The sequence below is a fragment of the Vibrio rotiferianus genome, from assembly GCF_002214395.1.
Lineage (GTDB): Bacteria > Pseudomonadota > Gammaproteobacteria > Enterobacterales > Vibrionaceae > Vibrio > Vibrio rotiferianus.
The window spans coordinates 2,291,830-2,313,699 of record NZ_CP018312.1; the positions used below are offsets into that span (position 1 = coordinate 2,291,830).

Genomic DNA, 21,870 nt, shown 5'->3' on the forward strand with positions numbered 1-21,870 from the left:
CCCTAGGCACTGGTTGCCGAGAGTGTAGACACACACCAAAACGCCAAGGACTGGTAATCTTTCGCTGCTTGGCTAATTGGAGAGTAATGCTGCACCGTGGTCAAGTTTGCAACGCACTCCGGCAGTGCCGTGTCTCTGTGCATCATCACAGGCACCAAAGCATCCCCTAACTCTTTTTTCAAAACCAGCATGAAGTCACGTCCAATTTCTGTTTCCGGTTGATACTTATTGAGGACAAATCTGAGTTTGCCCTGTTCAATCAACGCTTGAATACCGTGCTGATGTTGAAATTGGTTTTTCAATACAGAGTAATTGATGGCATCTGCATTAAGTACAACCAAAACCATATCCAAAGAAGCCATAAAGCCCGCTAGATTTGGCGCGCTTAGATAAGACAAATCACCATGAAATAACTGCCATTGCTCGCTCTCATCAATTTCGAGAGTGGCCTCAGCAAGCTGTTGGAGGGGATGGAGATGAGCGTGAGAAAACTGAGAATGCTGCTCATCATTTATTTGGCCAAACGGAAGGAAAGTCACGCCTTGAGGACTTTGATAGCCACCCTCCATCCACGAGCCGCCATTGAGCTCTTGCTTAGCCCAACCATCTTGCTCTTCAGAGGGAAGGCCAAGGTGAAGACGCAGCAAGTTTTCAGGTAACGCATCTATCGCGAGAACCTGCTTGTTAATTTTGACTAAAGCTTGAGCTAAGTTTGCGGTGAGTGTTGTCGAACCACAACCGCCTCTTAGGCTCACAAGAAGAAGGCGCTTCATATCGCTTCCGTTTTAAGACCTGCTTGATTCTTTCTGCTGCCCATTTTTGTCTCGCCAGTACACTGTGATTGAAAGATTAACCACTTACTTTTCACCTTGTGGTATGACTCATTTTCTGTTGTTTCAACATACTGGTGCTGAGCTAAGTTATATGAAGAGTAGATCGAATTAATATCTTTTGCTGGTTCTGTCACAACATATTTCCATATTTCTCGCACACTTACTCAGAAAATGGCGGGATTCCTGTCCTACACTTAAACTCTGATTAAGCCATACTGATGAAAATTTGACGCACTTATCCGTGCATCACATATTTACAGAATAATAAAAAATGTGAACAACCTAAGTCATTGAGCACATGATTATTAAATTCCTAAGTGATGTTTGGCTTCAGAAACCGAAGTTATGAAGATATGTTGTAATTATCCATTTACGATATATAAACCATAGCTATAGGCATGCTTAGAACATATAGATTTCAGAATGCAGAACTTTTAGGTTTATAAACATCAAGGCAGATAATGCTATATCTATTTTTATTTTTGATCAATTTCGTTTAATATCTCAGCGTCATTTTCTTGTCACTAAGAATGCATTTTTTGTAAGGATTGGCATACAGCGGATTGTTAGCCATTAAAGCAAATGATATTAAACAACTGATATATAAGGTAAAGTTAATGTCATCAATACACGGTTTATCCGCGATTACAAGTGAGCGTGAGATTAAGTCTGTCTACGTCAATTTATTTTCCCACAAGCGTATGGCAATCGATTACCTAATAAATACAACATGCAATACTGGCAACAGTTCACTTACATCCTTCTCTGATAAAGCTTCTTTTCTTTCCGGTCTAAATGACAGCACATTACTTAAATTCAATAACTTATCTGCCGAACATTTGGATAAGATTTTCTTTATCAGTAATAAGGCCTCAACAAAGAAGCCAAATCCGGTATTTCTAGCCAAAGACATTCACAGAATAAATATAGCCAAAAACTCACATTTTAATTTAATTATTCCGGACTCAATTTTAGTTCAATGCGAAGACAGTGATGTGAGATTATTCCTACAGCAACTAAGCGCTTTATCTTATAAGAAAGAGTCTGTGGTCAATGTATATATTTATGGGCACCTTGCGACCTCAATACTAAAACCAAAGTTATTGACCAATAATCACTTTATCTCCGGTTTAGCCACCATGACGGCTTTAGATGACTCTCGTTACGGTTACCTCGTTGATTTTTGGTCAAATAAACATGGCGTGAAGTCAGAAGAAGAGTACATCCTTACTCATGATAAAGCCGATAAGTTAATAGCGATACCGTATGAAAAAGTACAAGCACCGGAAGTCACCGAAGACAAAGCAGACAGTGAACGGATTTATATTTCCAGAGAGGCTATTGGCGAGAGCACTAACGTACCAAAAGAAATGCACATTGCAGAAGACAATCAGAGCCTGATAAGCATGCTAGATAGCCCTAGGGCATCAACGCTCATATTTAGCTGCGCGAGCCAAGACGAAGTACAACAGTTGGCATTGGATTGTTACCGTCTGAGAATGAAGGCGGGTCGTCAATTAAAAATCATCATCCGTGAAACACAGCAATGTCTGAGGTACGCCGACGAGAAGTTTCTTCTTCGTGCTGGGGTGAACTTAATCTCGCCAGTTCAAGTCCCACAAATGCGTTTCATGACTCAAGTGGAAGCCATACAGGGCCAGATGTTAACGCGCTCACTGCCACAAAATTTGGACGCTCTACTCAAATACGACGTTAAGTTTGGCAGTAAAGGCTACCTAAATAATCGAGACTTTGTTCAATATTGTACAGACGTTATCGCTAGCTCTACTCGATCTAATGTGAACTTCGCCCTCATAAAACTCAACTTATTACCAGGCATGAGCGCTGAAGAGTGCCTCAGATTGTGTCATATCCGCAGAGATGGTGACGTAGTGACAGCCTGCAATAAAGCGCTTTACGTTTTATTTAGTGCCATTCGTCACAACGATATTGAAGTCGCGCTCAACAATATATTTGAGTTCCCAACTCGAGACTTGTTTCACTCAACTCGTAGTTTTGAAACCCAGTATGATATTGAAAGTGAACTAAAATACATCATGGAAGATGAGGTCGTTATCTCTGAGGAGATCTCTAACCTAACCACAGAGAAGCAGATTTTTTCAGCGTCAAAACAATCTTTAAATAACGTACCCGCTTTATTTGCCGTGAGGAAACCCATTAACCTGAAAGGGCAAGCATGAACATAAACGATTTTTTTCTCACTGTTGGCATTAGCCTTAGTGTAGGCCTGATTCTGGGCTACTTCTTACGGGATATTGTCGGTGCGGTATATGACTTCTACCAGCGAAACCTAAAACGCTCGCGCTATTTTGAACAAGATCTGTCCATCAACAAAAATAAGAAGCTTAAGTGATGACTTCACATCCTAGACAAACTGCCCAGTTCACGATTGGATTGGGATGGTGGAACATTTATTTTATTGCCAAGGTTGCCCTTTATCTACAAGGGGTCATAGACTTCCACCCGCTAGAAAACTTCGCACTACTGCTGTTCATTTTGCTCCCAGTGCCAGTAAAAGCGTTAAATACCCTCCGTCATGTGGTTGCGGTTGTTATAGCAGCATGGTTGCTTCATTACGATTCCTTTCTTCCACCACTCGATCGACTTTGGGCACAAGCTGGCCAGCTAATGCAATTTGAGTTTAGCTATCTTGTTGAACTCCTGGGCCGCTTCATTTCTGCTCAAGCGCTGCTAGGGCTGTTTGCGTTGTGTGCTGCTTATTACATCCTGAGTAAGTTTTTGCGCATTTCGGTGTTTGTTGTTATCGCGATGCTTTACGTCAGCGTTCCCAAAGATGCCGAGAGTCCTGTAACGGTTGAAGCAGCTCAACCTGCACCACCAACCACGACTGACGTAGCAGAAACAACAAAACCGCAAATGACAGAAATCAACGACGACACGCTCAACAACATGAAAGCAGATTTCTTTGCTAAAGAAGCGTCGCGACGCGTGTCATTTAACCCAGATAACACTCAAGACGCACCATTTGACTTGCTGTTCTTGAGTATCTGTTCCGTCGCTTGGGATGATATTGAAATTGCTGGCTTGGCCGATCATCCGCTGTTCAAAGAATTCGACATCATGTTCGACAACTTCAGTGCCGCAACCTCCTACAGCGGCCCTGCTGTTATTCGGCTGTTAAGAGCAAGCTGTGGCCAGCAGGAGCACAGCCAGCTATTTGAGCCCGCGCCTAAGCAATGTTATCTATTCGACGACTTAAAGGCCCTTGGCTTTCAAGAAAACTTACTGATGAACCACAACGGCGTATTCGATAGTTTCTTGGAGTTAATTAAAAAAGATGGCGATCTAAAAACCGACCTCATGTCACAAGCAGGATTCACGCCTTACCAAAAATCATTTGATGGCTCCTCTATCTTCCGCGATAAGCAAGTGCTTGATAACTGGTGGCAACAAAGGATAAAAAGCGATGATGAAAAAGTGGTTGCCTTATACAACTCTATTTCATTGCATGACGGAAACCGAATCATCAATGCCAACTCAACAACCTCAATGGTGAGTTACAAGAAACGACTTAAGAATCTACTTGATGATCTTTACGCCTTCTTTAAAGAGCTGGAAGCCTCTAAACGCAACATCGTGGTCGCGTTAGTGCCAGAGCATGGTGCGGGTATGCGTGGCGATAGAATGCAAATCTCTGGCATGCGAGAGATCCCGGCTCCGACCATAGTGCATACGCCAGTAGGCATCAAAGTCTTTGGAGAAGGGATTCAGCGTCAAGGGGAAACTGAACACGTGAAAGCACCTTCAAGTTATTTAGCGCTATCACAACTGGTGTCAAATATTCTCGAGCAAAACATTTACGAGAAAAAGTCCTTCAATCCGAGCGACATAGCCGAGAACTTACCGGAAACGCAAGTGGTTGCGCAGAACTCAGGTTCAACCGTTATCGAAGTCAATGGTAAGTACTACGTCTCGCTGGACGGCTCAAGTTGGATTGAATATCCAAACTAGCAGCTAAATTCTAGTGATGATATGAAATTAATGTGACTAAAGGCTGGGAATGATCAGCCTTTATTTTATTCGGAATTTATCAAACCTCTCATTTCTACGATTGTTTAATAAAGCCAAATGCGTAAGAATGGATTAATTATTATGCATTTAAGGGAATAGCACATGCCAATTGACTCATTGATAACCATCGGTATTTTCGTTGCTTTAGCCGTCGTCATCCTCGCCTCTGCAATTAAAACCGTTCCACAAGGCAATAACTGGACAGTTGAACGCTTTGGCCGTTACACCCACACTTTAAAGCCAGGTCTCAACCTAATCATTCCTTTCGTCGACCGTGTCGGACAAAAGGTCAATATGATGGAACGCGTTCTCGACATTCCTGCTCAAGAAGTTATTTCCAAAGATAACGCCAATGTAGTCATCGACGCGGTAGGTTTTGTTCAAGTCATCGATGCTGCAAAAGCCGCTTATGAGGTTAACGATCTAGAACATGCCATTCGCAACCTAACCCTCACTAATATTCGTACTGTGCTTGGCTCAATGGAACTGGACGAGATGCTCAGCCAACGCGACATGATCAATACCAAACTGCTCTCTATTGTCGACCAAGCAACCAACCCTTGGGGCGTAAAAGTTACTCGTATTGAAATCAAAGACGTTCAACCACCGGCAGACCTCACTGCGGCGATGAATGCCCAAATGAAGGCTGAACGTAACAAACGTGCTGAAATCTTAGAAGCAGAAGGTGTTCGACAAGCAGAAATTTTACGAGCAGAAGGCCAGAAGCAATCAGAAATCCTCAAAGCAGAAGGTGAAAAACAGTCCGCAATTTTACATGCTGAAGCTCGCGAACGGGCAGCTCAAGCAGAAGCGAAAGCCACCTACATGGTATCGGAAGCCATCGCAAAAGGTGATGTGCAAGCTGTAAATTACTTCATTGCCCAAGGTTACACCGAAGCGTTAAAGAGCATCGGCCAAGCAGAAAATGGTAAGATCGTCATGCTGCCACTCGAAGCAACAGGTCTCATGGGCTCAGTAGCTGGTATCGCAGAAATGTTCAAACAAAGTAAAGACTAAGGCCTGCGTATGGATCTATTTAGCCTATTAGAAGGTGTTACATTCTGGCATTGGATTGCATTTGGCCTCGCGTTGCTTGCCGTTGAATTACTGGGAACCGCTGGCTACTTTCTTTGGCTAGGCATCTCAGCGCTGATCGTGGGCGCCATTATGTCCTTCTTACCCATCAGTTGGCAGATGCAATGGCTTGCATTTGCTACTTTTAGCTTAGTAACAACATGGCTATGGTGGAGAAAACAATGGTCAAAAGATCGTAAAGGTGATCAATCCCGAGATCTCAACCAAAAACACAAACAATTAATCGGCAACATTGTCACTTTGGAAGAAGACTTCAAGGTAGGGATGAATCGCTTAAGAATAGCGGATTCTACTTGGTCAGCAGAATCTGAGCACGATTTACCAGCAGGAACCCGAGTCGAGATTGTGGCTATAGAAGGTATTATTCTTAAGATTAAGCCTGTTTCTCGCTGATTTGTGTCAAAATAATAGGGTGTAAAGCACCCTATTTCATATTTGCTCCAACTACCTCTTTTATTTCATCAACTTATTTAAATTATCCATAGAAATTAAGTAATAGAAATATTATTAGCATTCTATCAGTTCTATTTACCATTCAATTATTCGAGTCGAATAATTCAGGCACATAGGAAAATATATTTCCTTTTTCGTAATCTAAATTTATTTTAAAAAATAAAACACTGTTGAATTAATTTTTGATCTTTCTTGGTCTCTATACATACTTAACGCATGAGCATTTCACTTTGATGCTTATATTTTTGGTAAGTAAGAGGATGTACTATGAGAATTTTGACAGTTTTATTTATTGCAATGTTATCGATCGCTCCGATCACTGCGAGTGCAAGTGGAGCAAACGGTAATGCGGGGAAAGCGTTTGGCAATGCAGTTAAGTGCACATATAAGAGCGGCAATGTTGAATATATTCCACGCCAAATGTGTTCAATGTTTGGTGGTAAATATACATCATAATAAAATATTAAAGGTTAGGTGGTCATACACCTAACCTCCTTATTTATCTGTGTCGGTAAAAATCCATACCAATAAAAGCATCCCAGCCTCTTTGCCATTCAGCTCTAACTCTCACCGGATCTGGGTAGTCATCACATTGGCCTTCATATCGCTTGCCTTGAATCCCTTTTTCAAAGGCATGGTTTGGGTCACAATAGCTTAATTTTCCTTTTTTGTAGCCATCAATATAGGCTTGTTGTTCAAAAGGCACTTTCTCTTTAATTCTATCTAAATGACTATTTTCAAGTTGGTAACCATTTGAGCCAAATCGCTCACCTTGACCAAACCAAAACTCTTCAGCCGTCTTTGGCTGGGTTGCACATGCAGATAAAAGCACGGCGGACATCAACGCTAAAACAGTGTTTCTCATCATACCTCCCAAAATAAAAAAGCTGGGCAAGGCCCAGCTTTTAGACAGCGATTACTTAAGACAATTCAATTATTTCACGTTGAATGGAATAGCAACAATCAACTTGAAGTCTGTCTCGTCTTGGAACAAGTTAGCGTAACCATTCCAGCTAGGTGCATTAGTGTCGTTGTAGTAGTTAGTGTAGTGGAAGCTAACTGCCGCATCTTTTAGAGCACCGTTTTGGATTGCGTAGTTCGCGAATAGGCTGTATGCGTATTCTGATAGGTCATCGTAACCTTCTACAGAAGAACCAAAGCCGTACGCACCACTAATACCAGCGCTGAAGCCTGTACCACCGATATCAGCGAAGTCGCGAGATACCGAACCGAAGAACGCTAGCTCTTCATGGTGGTTAAAGTCTGAACGGTTGTTCCACCAGATTTCGTATGCACCGTTTGAGCCGCCGTAGCCAGCTGTTGGACGGTAAGCAAACCAGTTACCATCTTCTTCAGCCATAGTGTACGTTGCTTCTGCACGGAACGAGTATGGACCTGAAGCGTAGCTAGACAAGAACGCGAATTGGAAACCAGTATCACCGTCTACATATTGGTTGTCATCATTGATGTAGTAAAGTTGAGGAGACCAGTAGATACCGCCATCTGTTGTGCCTTTAACTTTTAGGTGAGCCATTGCACGCTCGTCCAGTTTACCGTAAGCACCATCTAGGCTAATGCCGTTGTCTAGCGTGTAACGCGCACCGAATGAGTAAAGAACTTCATCGCCGCCATCAACACCTAGGAAAGCATCAGTTTCTTTGTACCATGGAGCTTTGTATTCGTCAGCGATTACAAGACCAAGATCGATACCAGCAATCTTGCCACCGATTTCACCACCACGGTATGTACCAGGAGCAAATGACCAGTTAACACCTAGTGCACTAGGTACAGAAGGTTGGAAGTAACCTAGTTTAGCAGTACCGCTTTCACCAAACTTAAACTTAGCTGCAGCCGTTGCGAAAGACACGCCACCTTTCTCAAGGTTAGACCAACAACCAGTGTCACGTGGACCATCACAGTCTAGGAAGTTCATTTCATGACCAGCACCTACTGAATCATTCCACATATCCCATGTGCTGTAGATTACAAAGTCAGCACCCACAACATCTGCAACATAACCAGAGTTAAAACCAAGGTTGATGAACATACTACCGTGGTTTAGGTTAGTCTCTTTATCTGTGTCGTTACCGTTTGCATCAGTGCCTGCACGGTCACGAGCACGCATCCACATGTTAAAGTTACCGCTAATTGTAGATTCAGCAAAGAACTCTGAAACTGCACCAGTGTAACCTGGGCCTACATTATCCTGGTTAGCCATTGCTGGCGTTGCTGCCATCGCACCAACCATTGCAGCTGTGATCGCAGATACCTTAAAAAATTTGTCCATGGAAAAACTCCTAAAAATGGATATAGCTGTATTTGTTTTCTCACCTTTAGTTGGCCGCCGAAGGCAAGAAGTCAATTTCCTGAGTAAACCTAATCATTTCTAATTTGGTTTTTTTTAGTTCCTGCATACACACCGTGTATCCATGGCTATAAGACTAACTTCGCACCTAAAAACATCCAAACAGAACTTATTTTTTTTCTAAAAAAATATGAGCCACGCCAAAGTTCCATCTAAGTTGTTGATCTAGATCTTATTTTTAGCACCACAACTAGCAAGACGACATTAGCCCATAAATAACAACAACTTAAGCACGATGCTCATTATTTAATTTGAAGTGCGTCGCATGATGGTGTGGGACATTTCTTCAATATTTAAAGGAGAGACATTGATCACTGAATAAAAAATGTTGGGTAAGCTAACAACAATGCACGACTTATTACGCGCAAACAAAAAGCCCAAAACTTAAACAGTTTCGGGCTTTTAGATGTGGATTTATGTTTTTTTAGGTGGGTTATTTCATCAAATTGAGCAAGTCTTGTTCAGTTTGAATCTCAATACCTAGCTCCTGCGCTTTTGCAAGCTTAGAACCAGCATTCTCACCTGCAAACAGAATGTCTGTTTTCTTAGATACACTGCCCGTCACTTTCGCACCTAGATTCTGTAGCGCTTCTTTCGCTTCTGAGCGACCTAGTTGAGAAAGCGTGCCAGTTAATACGACCGTCTTGCCTTCCAAAGGCAACTCTACCCCTTCTTGTGGTGCTGCAATCTCTGGCCAGTTGATGCCTTGTTCTAGCAAGTCACGAACAACAGCTTGGTTTTTCTCTTCGCCAAAGAAGGTGGTAATGTGTTTCGCTACTATCACACCAATGTCTTGAACTTCAATCAACTGCTCTTCTGTCGCTTGCTGAATGGCATCGAGGTTTTTGAAGTACTGTGCTAGGTTGGCCGCAGTCGCCTCCCCTACTTCACGAATACCGAGCGAGTACAAGAAACGTGGCAACGTTGTTAGTTTTGACTTCTCAAGCGCATTGACAACGTTGGTCGCCGATTTCGGTCCCATTCGCTCTAGAACCGTCAATACGCCCGCAGAGAGCTTGAATAAGTCAGCTGGGGTTTCCACCATTTCACGATCCACCAGCTGCTCAATCACCTTATCGCCTAAGCCGTCGACATCAAGAGCCTTACGAGACACAAAATGCTTCAGCGCTTCTTTACGTTGAGCCTGACAAACTAAACCGCCAGTACAACGTGTTACCGCCTCCCCTTCGATGCGCTCAACGTGAGAGCCACATACTGGACAAGCATTCGGGAAGATGATCTCACGAGCCGTCTCTGGACGGCGCTCTTTAATCACCGATACAACTTGTGGAATCACATCACCAGCGCGACGAATAACAACTTGGTCACCTACCATCACTTGTAAGCGTTCAATCTCGTCTGCATTATGAAGCGTAGCGTTAGAGACCGTCACACCACCAACGAATACTGGCTCAAGCTTAGCGACAGGGGTAATTGCCCCGGTACGACCCACTTGGAACTCGACTTCATTTAGCGTTGTGATTTCTTCCTGAGCAGGAAATTTGTAGGCAATTGCCCAACGCGGAGCACGAGCAACAAAGCCCAATTGCTCTTGAATAGCAATGTCATCAACCTTGATTACAACGCCGTCGATTTCGTAAGCTAAAGCCTCACGGCGCGTGAGAATATCCTGGTAGTAAGCTTTGACCTCTTCTAAGTTGTCGACACGCTTGGTTTCAGGGCACATTGGTAAGCCCCAAGATTTGATTTGCAAGAATCGCTCGTAGTGACTGTTGGCAAGTGTAGCACCCTCAACAACACCAACACTGTAGGCGTAAAAGCTCAGTGGACGCGAAGCGGTAATACGTGAATCTAATTGACGTAGGCTCCCTGCCGCTGCGTTACGCGGGTTAACAAATACTTTCTCGCCTTTTTGACGTGCGATCTCGTTAAGCTTGTCAAAACCCGCTTTGGGCATGAATACTTCACCGCGCACTTCTAGACGCGTCGGCCAGTCTTTGCCTTGTAATTTTAATGGAATGGCACTGATAGTACGTACGTTTTCAGTGATGTTTTCACCCGTTGTACCGTCGCCACGAGTTGCTGCCTGAACCAGTACGCCGTTCTCGTATAACAGGCTTACCGCCAAGCCATCAAGCTTTGGCTCACAGCAGTATTGTTTGATGGTATGACCAACAACACGGTCTTGAGCGCGTTTATGAAAGCCGTCTAACTCTGCATCATCAAAAGCGTTATCTAGCGACAGCATTGGCACTTCGTGGGCAACTTGGCTGAATTCAGACAATGGTTGACCACCAACACGTTGGCTTGGAGAATCAACAGTAACCAGCCCAGGATGTTCGGCTTCAATATCCAATAGTTCACGCATCATACGGTCGTATTCAGCATCTGGAATCTCTGGGTTATCTTCCACGTAGTAACGAACAGCGTGGTAGTGCAACGACTCTTTTAGTTCTTCTAGTCGCTGATGTACTGATTCAGACATATTAAAGCCCCGTGTATATTCATTAATGAGGTTGGGAATCCAAGAAAAAGGGCTCCTAACGGAGCCCTATCATTATTTGGTGTTAAGGTTATGCGTTAGTAGCATTAAACTCAACTATTTGACGTCGATATGATGCCAATCGATCTGGTGTCATCAAGTTACGTTGATCGTCCAGTACGTTACCACCCATATCATCCGCTACTTGTTGTGCAATACGCAGCATAAGGTTGAAGTTTTGATCCGCTTCACCATAGCAAGGTAGCGTCATAAAGAATGAAATGCCTTTGGTCGTGAACTCAGCTGGATCACCGTGTTCCAAAGTACCTGGGTGCATCATGTTTGCAACGCTGAATAGCACTTTGCCATTACCAGATAAGTCTACATGACGGTGGAAAATGTTCATTTCACCGTAGATCAAACCATTTTGTTGAAGACTATCGAACAGCTTAGTTCCCACAAACGGCTCTTCTCCAGCACAGTGCACATTTAATATGATCACCTGCATTTCTGGCTCTGGCTTTGGTTCTTCTACTACGTTTGGCTCAATCACTTCTGGCAACGCTTGTTCTTCGGTATCTTCTACAAGGGTACTTTCAAGCGGTTCCTTTAGCGACTCTTTAGGTTGAACAACTGGCGCCTCAATTTCGACTTCTTCATCGGCAACGGCGCTAAACGCTGGCAACTCACTCTCTTGCTCTACAATAGCTGAAGGCTTTTTTACTGGCTCCGTATCTGGAACACCATCAATAAGAGGATCGTGGTTAATCAAAGGATCCGATTCGATATTCTTCTCAAAAGGATCATTGCTACCAAAATCCGGCTCTTTTCGGTCTTTACGGATTATCTCAAAATCATCTTCCGGCGCAGGAGCAAAGTCACCACCAGCTAAGCTCTGCTCGTCAACCAGATCATTATCGAGCTTACCTAATGGTTTATCCCCAAATTTGGCTTTACCTTCTTTTTTACTTGTCCACAAACCATGGAACAACAACGCTGCAATGGCTAAACCACCAACAACGATGAGTACGAATCGCAATTCCTGCATTATTTACTCTCAATATCCTTAGTAAAACTGCCTTTGGGTATCCTGAAGCAGTCACGCTAAGCGCCAAAAATTCTATAGATAGATGTACTTTACCAAAACTGTATGCTGGTTTAGAACAACTTAATGCAAGAAGTTCCGTTTTTTGTTGTGATTTTTGCCACGAAAATTAATCCTCAGTCATGATTATCACTTTTAGTACAAAGAGTCGCTGGGGCGAGCTACGACATTGCAGTTGTTCACTAGGTGGTTACAATGGAGCCTTTACCGTTTATGACAAGAGATTAGGAATCTGTGGATATAAAACAGCGTAGTGGATTTGGGTACTTTTTCTACGGGCTTAAACTAGCCCTTTCTCCCCAACTGAGAAGATTTGTAGTATTGCCATTAATGGCCAATATTTTGTTGGTTGGTAGCGCTATCTTTTATTTATTTTCTAATTTGAATCTCTGGATAGAGAGTTGGATTGGGCAACTACCCGAGTTCTTATCTTGGCTTACGTACATTTTATGGCCACTATTAGCTCTGACCATCCTCGCTACTTTCTCGTACTTCTTTAGCACCCTAGCAAATTTTATCGCCGCGCCTTTCAATGGCCTGCTTGCTGAAAAAGTAGAAGAGTCTTTAACTGGAAAAAAGCTTAACGATGATGGACTAAAAGCCTTACTCAAAGACACGCCTAGAATTCTTGCGCGTGAATGGCGAAAGTTACTCTATGTATTACCAAAAGCCATCGGCTTATTCTTACTTCTACTAATTCCGGCGTTAGGTCAAACTGTGGGACCAATCCTATGGTTCATCTTCACGGCTTGGATGTTGGCGATTCAGTACTGTGACTATCCATTTGATAATCATAAAGTGCCTTTCAATGACATGCGTTACAAATTGAAACAAAAGCAAGGTAAGGCATATGGCTTTGGTGTGTTGGTTTCTGTATTCACGACCATTCCAATTCTTAACCTCATTGTGATGCCAGTTGCCGTCTGTGGTGCGACTGCAATGTGGGTCACCGAGTTTAAGCATCAACAATAACGCGCTTTTTAATCCAATTAAGGGAGGCTCCACATGCCTCCCCCTTTCATTTTGTTTAATTCTCGACCAACCTCATAAGATATAACTTTTTAATCCTTTTCCCTTTTTTTTATACCGCATATTCTTTTACCCATATTCACAAAACGTGTAATGAAGGAACATCACTATGAGCAAGATCTACGAAGACAACTCTCTTACTATTGGTAATACTCCTCTAGTTCGCCTTAATAAAGTGAGCAAAGGCAAAGTTCTAGCGAAAATCGAAGCACGAAACCCAAGCTTCAGCGTTAAGTGCCGTATTGGTGCCAACATGATTTGGGAAGCGGAAAAAGCTGGCACGCTTAAGCCGGGTGTTGAGCTAGTAGAGCCGACCAGTGGTAACACAGGCATTGCGCTTGCATTCGTAGCAGCCGCTCGCGGTTACAAGCTAACGCTAACCATGCCAGAGTCAATGAGTCTTGAACGCCGCAAACTTCTAAAAGCACTAGGTGCAAATCTAGAACTAACAGAAGCAGCAAAAGGCATGAAAGGTGCGATTGCTAAAGCGGAAGAAATCGTAGCAAGCAACCCAGAAAAATACCTTCTCCTACAACAGTTCAACAACCCAGCTAACCCAGAAATCCACGAGAAGACGACTGGCCCTGAGATTTGGGAAGCAACAGACGGTGAAATCGATGTATTCGTAGCGGGTGTAGGTACGGGTGGTACTATCACAGGTACAAGCCGTTACATCAAAGGCGAAAAAGGCAAAGCCATCACTTCTGTGGCAGTAGAGCCAGCTGAATCACCAGTGATTGCCCAAGCGCTAGCAGGTGAAGAAATCCAACCGGCACCACACAAAATCCAAGGTATCGGCGCAGGTTTCATCCCTGGTAACTTAGATTTAGAACTTCTAGACCGCGTTGAGCAAGTCACTTCTGAAGAAGCAATCGAGATGGCTCGTCGCCTAATGGAAGAAGAAGGTATCCTAGCTGGCATTTCTTCGGGCGCAGCGGTAGTAGCAGCAAATCGACTTGCAGAACTCCCTGAATTTGAAGGAAAAACTATTGTTACGGTTCTACCAAGCTCTGGTGAACGTTACCTAAGTACCGCGCTATTTGCGGGTATCTTTACCGAGAAAGAGAACCAACAGTAATATGTGGTCAAATCAATTTTTCGTTTAAAAAAGCCCCGTTCAGGGGCTTTTTTGTTGATCCCTGCCTCACCTTTGGTAATATCAGGGTGTTTTATTTTTAGGTTCAAAATAAAGAATCTAAACCAAAAAGTTTTCTAAGTAATTGTGCACGCAAACAGTTGCGTAATTACCAAACTTTTGACTAGTATCAGTTCTGACACGCTTTGAACTCTCCCGTGCTAGCGCACAAGAAGTAAAGCAGTTAAGCTAAAACTCAGTCACAAACTAACAAAAAAATACATTTATTGGGGTATATCACATGTACGAGAAGCAAGTAGAAATCACAGCAGAAAACGGTCTTCACACTCGTCCAGCTGCACAGTTCGTTAAAGAAGCTAAAGCATTCGACGCGGACATCACTGTGACTTCTAACGGTAAAAGCGCTAGCGCTAAGAGCCTATTCAAGCTGCAAACACTAGGCCTAGTAAAAGGTACTCTAGTAACTATCTCTGCTGAAGGCCCACAAGCTCAGCAAGCAGTTGACCACCTAGTTGCTCTAATGGACCAACTACACTAATTCGGTCTCCTATTTCAGAAGCCATTTTGTGAAAGCAAAATGGCTTCGTTGGAAATAGGCTCAAAACTAAGCTAATACTATTCGTTAGCGCACCCATTATTCTCCCGTTTTATAAAGTTGACCAACTTAAGGTAAGGCTATGATTTCAGGCATCCTAGCATCTCCTGGTATTGCAATCGGTAAAGCACTACTACTTCAAGAAGATGAAATTGTCCTAAACACAAACACTATTTCTGACGATCAAGTAGAAGCAGAAGTTGCACGTTTTTTTGACGCACGTAACAAATCTGCAGCTCAGCTAGAAACTATCAAGCAAAAAGCGCTTGAAACTTTCGGCGAAGAAAAAGAAGCGATCTTTGAAGGTCACATCATGCTTCTTGAAGACGAAGAGCTAGAAGAGGAAATCCTAGCACTTATCAAAAACGACAAGATGACTGCTGATCACGCGATTCACTCTGTGATCGAAGAGCAAGCATGTGCTCTTGAGTCTCTAGATGATGAATACCTAAAAGAACGTGCTACTGACATTCGCGATATCGGTTCTCGTTTTGTTAAGAACGCTCTAGGCATCAACATCGTTTCGCTAAGCGACATCGATGAAGAAGTTATCCTAGTAGCTTACGACCTAACACCATCTGAAACTGCACAGATTAACCTAGACTACGTTCTTGGTTTTGCTTGTGACATCGGCGGTCGTACTTCTCACACTTCAATCATGGCTCGCTCTCTTGAGCTTCCAGCTATCGTTGGTACTAACGACATCACTAAACAAGTTAAGAATGGCGATATGCTGATTCTTGATGCGATGAACAACAAGATCGTTATCAACCCATCTGATGCTGAACTAGAAGAAGCGAAAGCAGTTAAAGCTGCATTCATCGCTGAAAAAGAAGAGCTAGCGAAGCTAAAAGACCTACACGCAGAGACAACTGACGGTCACCGCGTTGAAGTTTGCGGTAACATCGGTACGGTTAAAGACTGTGACGGTATCATCCGTAACGGTGGTGAAGGTGTTGGTCTGTACCGTACTGAATTCCTGTTTATGGACCGCGATGCACTTCCAACTGAAGAAGAGCAATACCAAGCTTACAAAGAAGTTGCTGAAGCAATGAACGGTGAGTCTGTGATCATCCGTACTATGGATATCGGCGGTGACAAAGATCTTCCATACATGGATCTTCCAAAAGAGATGAACCCGTTCCTAGGCTGGCGTGCAGTACGTATCAGTTTGGATCGTCGTGAAATCCTACGTGACCAGCTACGTGGTATCCTACGTGCATCTGCACACGGTAAACTACGCATCATGTTCCCAATGATTATCTCTGTTGAAGAAATCCGTGAGCTTAAGAAAGCAATCGAAGAGTACAAAGCAGAACTACGCGCTGAAGGTCATGCATTCGACGAAAATATCGAAATCGGTGTAATGGTTGAGACTCCAGCTGCAGCAGCTATCGCACACCACCTAGCGAAGGAAGTATCTTTCTTCTCTATCGGTACAAACGACCTAACTCAGTACACACTAGCGGTTGACCGTGGTAACGAGATGATTTCTCACCTATACAACCCACTATCACCAGCTGTACTTACTGTGATCAAGCAAGTTATCGACGCTTCTCACGCTGAAGGTAAGTGGACTGGTATGTGTGGTGAGCTAGCAGGTGATGAGCGTGCAACACTTCTTCTTCTAGGTATGGGGCTAGACGAGTTCTCAATGAGCGGTATCTCTATCCCTAAAGTGAAGAAAGTTATCCGTAACTCTAACTTCGCAGAAGTGAAAGCAATGGCTGAAGAAGCACTTTCTCTACCAACAGCAGCAGAAATCGAAGCAGTTGTAGAAAAGTTCATTGCAGAGAAAACTCAATAATCAACTAATTCCAATGAGATAGGCGGTTAAAAAAAGTCGTCTATCTCGAAAGATTGGTATACTATAATTCGACAGAATTAAATAAAACGTTAGGAGCATGACACAATGGGTCTGTTTGACAAACTTAAGAAGCTAGTATCTGACGACAGCGCTGACGCAGGTGCAATCGAAATCATCGCACCACTATCTGGTGAGATCGTGAACATCGAAGATGTGCCAGATGTTGTTTTCGCTGAGAAAATCGTTGGTGATGGTATTGCTATCAAACCTGCTGGTAACAAAATGGTAGCTCCTGTAAACGGTACTATCGGTAAGATCTTCGAAACGAACCACGCGTTCTCTATCGAATCTGACGACGGTGTTGAGCTATTCGTTCACTTCGGTATCGACACTGTTGAACTGAAAGGCGAAGGCTTCAAGCGTATCGCAGAAGAAGGTCAAACTGTTAAAGCTGGCGACACTGTAATTGAATTCGACCTAGCTCTTCTAGAAGAGAAAGCGAAATCAACGCTAACTCCAGTTGTTATCTCTAACATGGACGAAATCAAAGAGCTGAACAAGCTTTCTGGTTCTGTAACTGTTGGTGAAACTCCAGTTCTACGTGTAACTAAGTAATTATTACTTAACCTAACACGAAAAAAACGCTGCCAACGGCAGCGTTTTTTATTACCTGAAACTTTTACTTCCGAACGATTTCTATCGCTGAACCTCGTTCAACTGAGCAAGCCAAGTGCCGAGTTAGGTCTCTGTTTCGCTTGAGCCAACAATGCTGTCGTTGCGTCTTGCAGCACTTGTGAACGTACCATCTTTGTCGATTCTCGAGCAAAGTCAGTATCTCGTATCCGCCCTTTTGATTCAGTCACACTGCGATTGACGGTATTGAGGTTGTCCATAGTGCCACTAACCCGGTTTTGAAAGCCGCCTATTTCACTTCGATGCGAGTCAACGTACTTAATTGCCGCATCAATCACGCCAACCGAAAGCTGTGCTCCGCCGACAGTCGACATATCGATGTCGTCCATTGTGACTAACCCACCAGCAGTAACATCAAGCTCATCCACTAAACTGCCCTTTAGTTCCACACCTTCTGGCGCATTCAGCGTCGAGGAAAAGAATTGCAGTTCATTGTTTTCAGTCACTGAGGCACTCACTATCGATTGCTGCGCATTGATGTAAGTGGCCACTTGCTCGATGCGGTCTCCTAGTTTGAGCCTAATAGATTCTGTTTGGGTTTGCCCTTCGCTATCTTGGTATTCAAACTTGAGAGTTTGATTACCTTTGGAGACTTGCCAATCTTTCTCGACTGCATCACCGATATAATGCTGCCCTCCCATCTCCGGGATATGGCTGCGCATATTTCGCAGTGTCAAAGAGATTGAGTTGGCATTTGCTCCGATATGGAAGCTTTGTGAGCCGTAAGATCCATCAAACAGGTTTTTATCCGCAAATGTCGTCGTGATCGCAACACGATCAAGCTCATCTTGTAGCGCTACGACCTCGTATTGAATACTTTGCCGGTCACTTGAATCATTACTGCCGTTTGCTGCTTGCAGCCCCAGAGAGCGTAAGCGTTGCAATATATCGCTACTCTCATGCAAAGCTCCCTCAGCGGTTTGTGCCACCGAATATGCGTCGTGCGCATTTCTCAAGGCGACATCAAGCCCTCTTGTTTGAACATTAAGAGTATTGGAGATCTGTAGACCAGCAGCGTCATCACTGGCGGAGTTAATCCGATAACCCGAGGTAAGATTACGCTGTGATTCTATGTTTTGCTCAGCGGCATGACCGAGGTGTCGCTGCGTCATCATCGCAGTGACATTGGTATTTAAAGAGACCATCTAATCGATACGAACTCCTTGTTCCCGTCCTGTACAGTGCACTTATGCGTGATTTGAATAAGCAAAAAGCCAGGGGTTAGCCTGGCTTTTGTATCGCGTCGTATTAGGTTGATTAACCTAGTAGGCTTAGCGCTGAGTTTGGCGCTTGTTTTGCTTGCGCAAGGATAGAGCTTGACGCTTGCGATAGAATTTGTGACTTGGTCATTTGAGTCGTTTCTTTCGCGAAGTCTGTATCTTTGATACGGCTCTTCGATGCATTCACGTTCTCGTTAATGTTATCCAAGTTGCTGATTGCGTGGTTGAAACGGTTTTGGAAAGCACCTAGCTCTGCACGGTGGCTATCCACGTATTTCAGCGCGGCATCAACAATAGCTACAGACTCTTGTGCACCTGCTACAGATGTTACGTCGATCGTATCTACTGTTACCGCTTTAGCTTCACTTAAGCTCAGCTCACCAGCTAGACCACCTGAGAATGACACTTCGCCGTCAACTTTGTTGTTACCCGCAAATACTTGTAGCTTACCGTCTTCACCTACAGATGCTTTCACTAGGTCAGTTTGACCGTTGATGTAAGTTGCTACTTCTTCAATATCATCGCCAGCTTTTGCGTTGATAGTGAACTCTTGCTCTTCACCAAAGCTGTCTTTTAGCGAGATAGTCAGGTCTGCTTTGTCGCCAGCAACCGACCAGTCTTTACCTTTACCGTTTTCAGCGACGTAGCTGCTGCCACCCATCATTTGGTTGTCTGAGCGCATATCTTTAAGGTTAAGCATTACTGCTTCGCCGTTGTCTGCACCGATTTGGAAAGACTGGGTACCGTAAGTGCCGTTCAGCAGCTTGTTACCACCAAATGATGTCGTTTCAGCGATACGGTTAAGCTCATCGTTTAGTGCCGTTACTTCTTCCTGGATCGCAACACGCTCTGCTTTTGAGTTAGAGCCGTTTGCAGATTGTAGAGATAGGTCACGCATACGTTGTAGGATGTTGGTTGTCTCATTCATTGCACCTTCAGCGGTCTGTGCAATTGAAATACCATCATTCGCATTACGTACCGCAACGTCTAAACCACGGCTTTGAACGTTCAAGCGGTTCGAGATTTGTAGACCCGCAGCGTCATCTTTTGCGCTGTTGATTTTGAAGCCTGAAGACAAACGCTCCATTGAAGTTTGTTGAGCTGAGTTTGCGTTGTTTAGGTAACGCTGAGCGGTCATCGCCGATACGTTTGTATTTACATTCACTGCCATGGTGATTTCTCCAATTGATTTTCCGATAAAGCGGTTTCCGACGTCTCGGAAAACCAAGTAGTTCTCTCAAAGTTACCCTTATAACGACGTCAATTTGAGAAGCTTTAGAAAAAAAATAAGAAAAATGGCAATGCGAGATTCGAACAGCAGTTTTGAGAAAATAATAAAGAAAACACTAAAGTTTTAATACGATACGTCAACGAGGATTCGTTGAATCAATCATTAGCGATTGATAAATGGGACAGCCAGTACAGGCGAGGGAATAGATAAAAAGAAAAAGCCCCTTTTCCTTTGAGAGAACCGGGGCTAGGTTGGTAGCCAGAGCCTATGTGGAGATCAAGAGAAATGAACACATATCCGACATACCGGGTGCAACCTTACATTGAAAATGATTGGCAGGTGAGAGATGAGAGAGCCGCACATTCTATTGTAAAGTTGCTTGCCAAAAGCCTGTATTCCCATCCACGTCTGAATGTATTGAGTACAGGCTAGGTAAACTACTGCAATAGTGACATTGCAGAGTTTGGCAACTGTTTTGCTTGAGCAAGAATAGAAGTACCTGCCTGTTGCAAAATTTGAGCTTTAGTCATTTGCGTCGTTTCTTTCGCAAAATCTGTATCTTTAATTCGGCTATTCGAAGAGTCTACGTTCTCTTGAATGTTTGCCAAGTTATTAATGCTATGACTTAGACGGTTTTGTTTCGCACCTAAGTCTGCACGTTGTGAGTCCACGTATTTCAATGCTGCATCCAAAACACCAATTGCATTTTGAGAGCCTTGAACCGATGTCATATCGATATCTTGTACCGTGGTCGCAATAGGTTCACCAGTAAATCCTAGATCTGATGCCAAACCACCTGAAATAGAGATATCTCCTTTCACGTTCGGTTCTGCTACAAAGATCTGCAACTTACCATCTTCACCGACTGATGCATTGATCAAGTCAGACTGACCATTGATGTATGTCGCCAACTCTTCGATATCATCACCTGCTTTTGCTGTGATTTCGATATCCAGATCGGTCGTATTACCTTCTTCATCTTGACCCATGCCTGGTAAAGTAATTTTTAGGTCAGCGTTATCTGCAGATACGCCCCAGTCTTTACCTTTACCATTCTCAGTCAAGAACGTTGTACCACCCATACGATGGTCATCTGCACGAATGCTGGTTAAACCCATGATCATTGCTTCACCGGAGCTTGAACCAATTTGGAACGCCGCTTCACCAAATGTACCATTTAGCAAACGACGGCCACCAAATGATGTGGTTTCAGCGATACGGTTCAACTCATCTTGAAGCGCATTTGACTCTTCGTTGATAGCTTCTCGTTCTGCTGGCGAGTTCGTACCGTTTGCCGACTGAATGGCAAGGTCACGCATACGCTGCATGATAGATGTTGCTTCATTCATTGCACCTTCTGCTGTCTGTGCAATGGAAATACCATCGTTCGCGTTGCGCATTGCCACATCCAGACCACGAGACTGAGCTGTCAGACGGTTCGAAATTTGTAGACCAGCAGCGTCATCTTTTGCGCTGTTAATCTTATGACCTGATGACAAACGCTCCATTGAAGTATTGAGTTCGTTTGACGCTTTATTTAAGTAACGTTGTGCGGTCATCGCAGAAACGTTAGTACTAACCGTTACAGCCATTTTGCTCTCCTTTTGAGTTCGCAAGCTTTGCGAAGCGGCCAGCTTTACTCTCATTTGGAAAAGCACTGACCGTAAAAATTACTTGCTAAAGCTGCCTACTAGGCAAGGTTTAGAATCCGTAAATCTATTCTGACCACATAGATACAATATACATGCCAACTTTAATAAAAAATAATCAAAATCAGCAAAAGCCTTTATCAGCATAGGGTTACAATAAAGCCAACCCCATTAATTCCGCCGAAAAATACGTTGAGTGGCAT

At 43.6% G+C, this 21,870-nt stretch carries 20 protein-coding genes; 11 read left to right on the plus strand and 9 right to left on the minus strand.

Annotated features, from left to right (window positions below):
• Nucleotides 1–2: 2 nt before the first annotated feature.
• A complete protein-coding gene (gene bcsQ / locus BSZ04_RS19635; RefSeq protein ID WP_088881198.1) occupies nucleotides 3–773 on the minus strand; it encodes a cellulose biosynthesis protein BcsQ in 771 nt (256 codons plus the stop codon).
• Nucleotides 770–967: a hypothetical protein gene (locus BSZ04_RS19640; protein ID WP_005425444.1), complete on the minus strand. Its 198-nt coding sequence runs from the start codon at nucleotides 965–967 to the stop codon at nucleotides 770–772. Before BSZ04_RS19640 ends, bcsQ begins: the two co-directional genes overlap by 4 nt.
• Nucleotides 968–1,450: 483 nt before the next feature.
• Here BSZ04_RS19640 and bcsE point away from each other — a divergent pair, with 483 nt between their 5' ends.
• The 6 genes from bcsE to BSZ04_RS19665 all read left to right on the plus strand — a co-directional run bounded on the left by bcsE (nucleotide 1,451) and on the right by BSZ04_RS19665 (nucleotide 6,890).
• Nucleotides 1,451–3,034, plus strand: a complete 1,584-nt coding sequence (bcsE, locus tag BSZ04_RS19645) for a cellulose biosynthesis protein BcsE (RefSeq protein WP_088881199.1) — start codon at nucleotides 1,451–1,453, stop codon at nucleotides 3,032–3,034.
• Nucleotides 3,031–3,207, plus strand: coding sequence for a hypothetical protein (locus tag BSZ04_RS25110; protein ID WP_167381315.1), 177 nt, complete (start codon nucleotides 3,031–3,033; stop codon nucleotides 3,205–3,207). Before bcsE ends, BSZ04_RS25110 begins: the two co-directional genes overlap by 4 nt.
• Nucleotides 3,207–4,826, plus strand: a complete 1,620-nt coding sequence (bcsG, locus tag BSZ04_RS19650; RefSeq protein WP_088881200.1) for a cellulose biosynthesis protein BcsG — start codon at nucleotides 3,207–3,209, stop codon at nucleotides 4,824–4,826. The genes BSZ04_RS25110 and bcsG overlap by 1 nt, the downstream gene beginning before the upstream one ends.
• A gap of 162 nt (nucleotides 4,827–4,988) precedes the next feature.
• Nucleotides 4,989–5,903, plus strand: a complete 915-nt coding sequence (locus tag BSZ04_RS19655) for an SPFH domain-containing protein (protein ID WP_010446739.1) — start codon at nucleotides 4,989–4,991, stop codon at nucleotides 5,901–5,903.
• Nucleotides 5,904–5,912: 9 nt separating this feature from the next.
• Nucleotides 5,913–6,374, plus strand: a complete 462-nt coding sequence (locus BSZ04_RS19660; RefSeq protein ID WP_088881201.1) for an NfeD family protein — start codon at nucleotides 5,913–5,915, stop codon at nucleotides 6,372–6,374.
• A gap of 327 nt (nucleotides 6,375–6,701) precedes the next feature.
• Nucleotides 6,702–6,890: a hypothetical protein gene (locus BSZ04_RS19665; RefSeq protein ID WP_088881202.1), complete on the plus strand. Its 189-nt coding sequence runs from the start codon at nucleotides 6,702–6,704 to the stop codon at nucleotides 6,888–6,890.
• A gap of 43 nt (nucleotides 6,891–6,933) precedes the next feature.
• On the opposite strand, the gene BSZ04_RS19670 is transcribed toward BSZ04_RS19665, so the two are convergent.
• From BSZ04_RS19670 to zipA, 4 genes are all read right to left on the minus strand, one after another.
• The gene (locus BSZ04_RS19670; protein ID WP_088881203.1) at nucleotides 6,934–7,299 is read right to left on the minus strand and encodes a DUF2799 domain-containing protein; all 366 of its coding nucleotides are present in this window, start codon (nucleotides 7,297–7,299) and stop codon (nucleotides 6,934–6,936) included.
• Between the two features lie 69 nt (nucleotides 7,300–7,368).
• Nucleotides 7,369–8,721, minus strand: a complete 1,353-nt coding sequence (locus tag BSZ04_RS19675) for an OprD family porin (RefSeq protein WP_088881204.1) — start codon at nucleotides 8,719–8,721, stop codon at nucleotides 7,369–7,371.
• Between the two features lie 511 nt (nucleotides 8,722–9,232).
• On the minus strand, nucleotides 9,233–11,245 hold the full coding sequence (gene ligA, locus BSZ04_RS19680; RefSeq protein ID WP_088881205.1) for an NAD-dependent DNA ligase LigA: 2,013 nt from the start codon (nucleotides 11,243–11,245) through the stop codon (nucleotides 9,233–9,235).
• An 88-nt stretch (nucleotides 11,246–11,333) separates the two neighbouring features.
• Complete coding sequence (zipA, locus tag BSZ04_RS19685) at nucleotides 11,334–12,290, minus strand: cell division protein ZipA (protein ID WP_088881206.1); 957 nt, start codon at nucleotides 12,288–12,290, stop codon at nucleotides 11,334–11,336.
• Nucleotides 12,291–12,581: 291 nt separating this feature from the next.
• Here zipA and cysZ point away from each other — a divergent pair, with 291 nt between their 5' ends.
• From cysZ to crr, 5 genes are all read left to right on the plus strand, one after another.
• Nucleotides 12,582–13,319 carry a sulfate transporter CysZ gene (gene cysZ / locus BSZ04_RS19690; RefSeq protein ID WP_045385367.1) on the plus strand — a complete coding sequence of 246 codons (738 nt, stop codon included), beginning with the start codon at nucleotides 12,582–12,584 and terminating at the stop codon, nucleotides 13,317–13,319.
• A 166-nt stretch (nucleotides 13,320–13,485) separates the two neighbouring features.
• Nucleotides 13,486–14,454 carry a cysteine synthase A gene (cysK, locus tag BSZ04_RS19695; protein WP_088881207.1) on the plus strand — a complete coding sequence of 323 codons (969 nt, stop codon included), beginning with the start codon at nucleotides 13,486–13,488 and terminating at the stop codon, nucleotides 14,452–14,454.
• Between the two features lie 298 nt (nucleotides 14,455–14,752).
• Nucleotides 14,753–15,010, plus strand: a complete 258-nt coding sequence (locus BSZ04_RS19705; RefSeq protein WP_005436894.1) for an HPr family phosphocarrier protein — start codon at nucleotides 14,753–14,755, stop codon at nucleotides 15,008–15,010.
• 139 nt (nucleotides 15,011–15,149) lie between these two features.
• Entirely contained in the window at nucleotides 15,150–16,874 is a 1,725-nt protein-coding gene (gene ptsI, locus BSZ04_RS19710) for a phosphoenolpyruvate-protein phosphotransferase PtsI (protein WP_010446728.1), read from the plus strand.
• 105 nt (nucleotides 16,875–16,979) lie between these two features.
• Entirely contained in the window at nucleotides 16,980–17,489 is a 510-nt protein-coding gene (gene crr, locus BSZ04_RS19715; RefSeq protein ID WP_005425608.1) for a PTS glucose transporter subunit IIA, read from the plus strand.
• 98 nt (nucleotides 17,490–17,587) lie between these two features.
• Here the strand turns inward: crr and BSZ04_RS19720 are convergent, their stop codons facing one another.
• From BSZ04_RS19720 to BSZ04_RS19735, 3 genes are all read right to left on the minus strand, one after another.
• Nucleotides 17,588–18,712, minus strand: a complete 1,125-nt coding sequence (locus BSZ04_RS19720; protein ID WP_088881208.1) for a flagellin — start codon at nucleotides 18,710–18,712, stop codon at nucleotides 17,588–17,590.
• A 112-nt stretch (nucleotides 18,713–18,824) separates the two neighbouring features.
• Nucleotides 18,825–19,958, minus strand: a complete 1,134-nt coding sequence (locus BSZ04_RS19725) for a flagellin (RefSeq protein WP_088881209.1) — start codon at nucleotides 19,956–19,958, stop codon at nucleotides 18,825–18,827.
• Between the two features lie 497 nt (nucleotides 19,959–20,455).
• Entirely contained in the window at nucleotides 20,456–21,610 is a 1,155-nt protein-coding gene (locus tag BSZ04_RS19735; RefSeq protein WP_088881210.1) for a flagellin, read from the minus strand.
• Nucleotides 21,611–21,870: the final 260 nt, after the last annotated feature.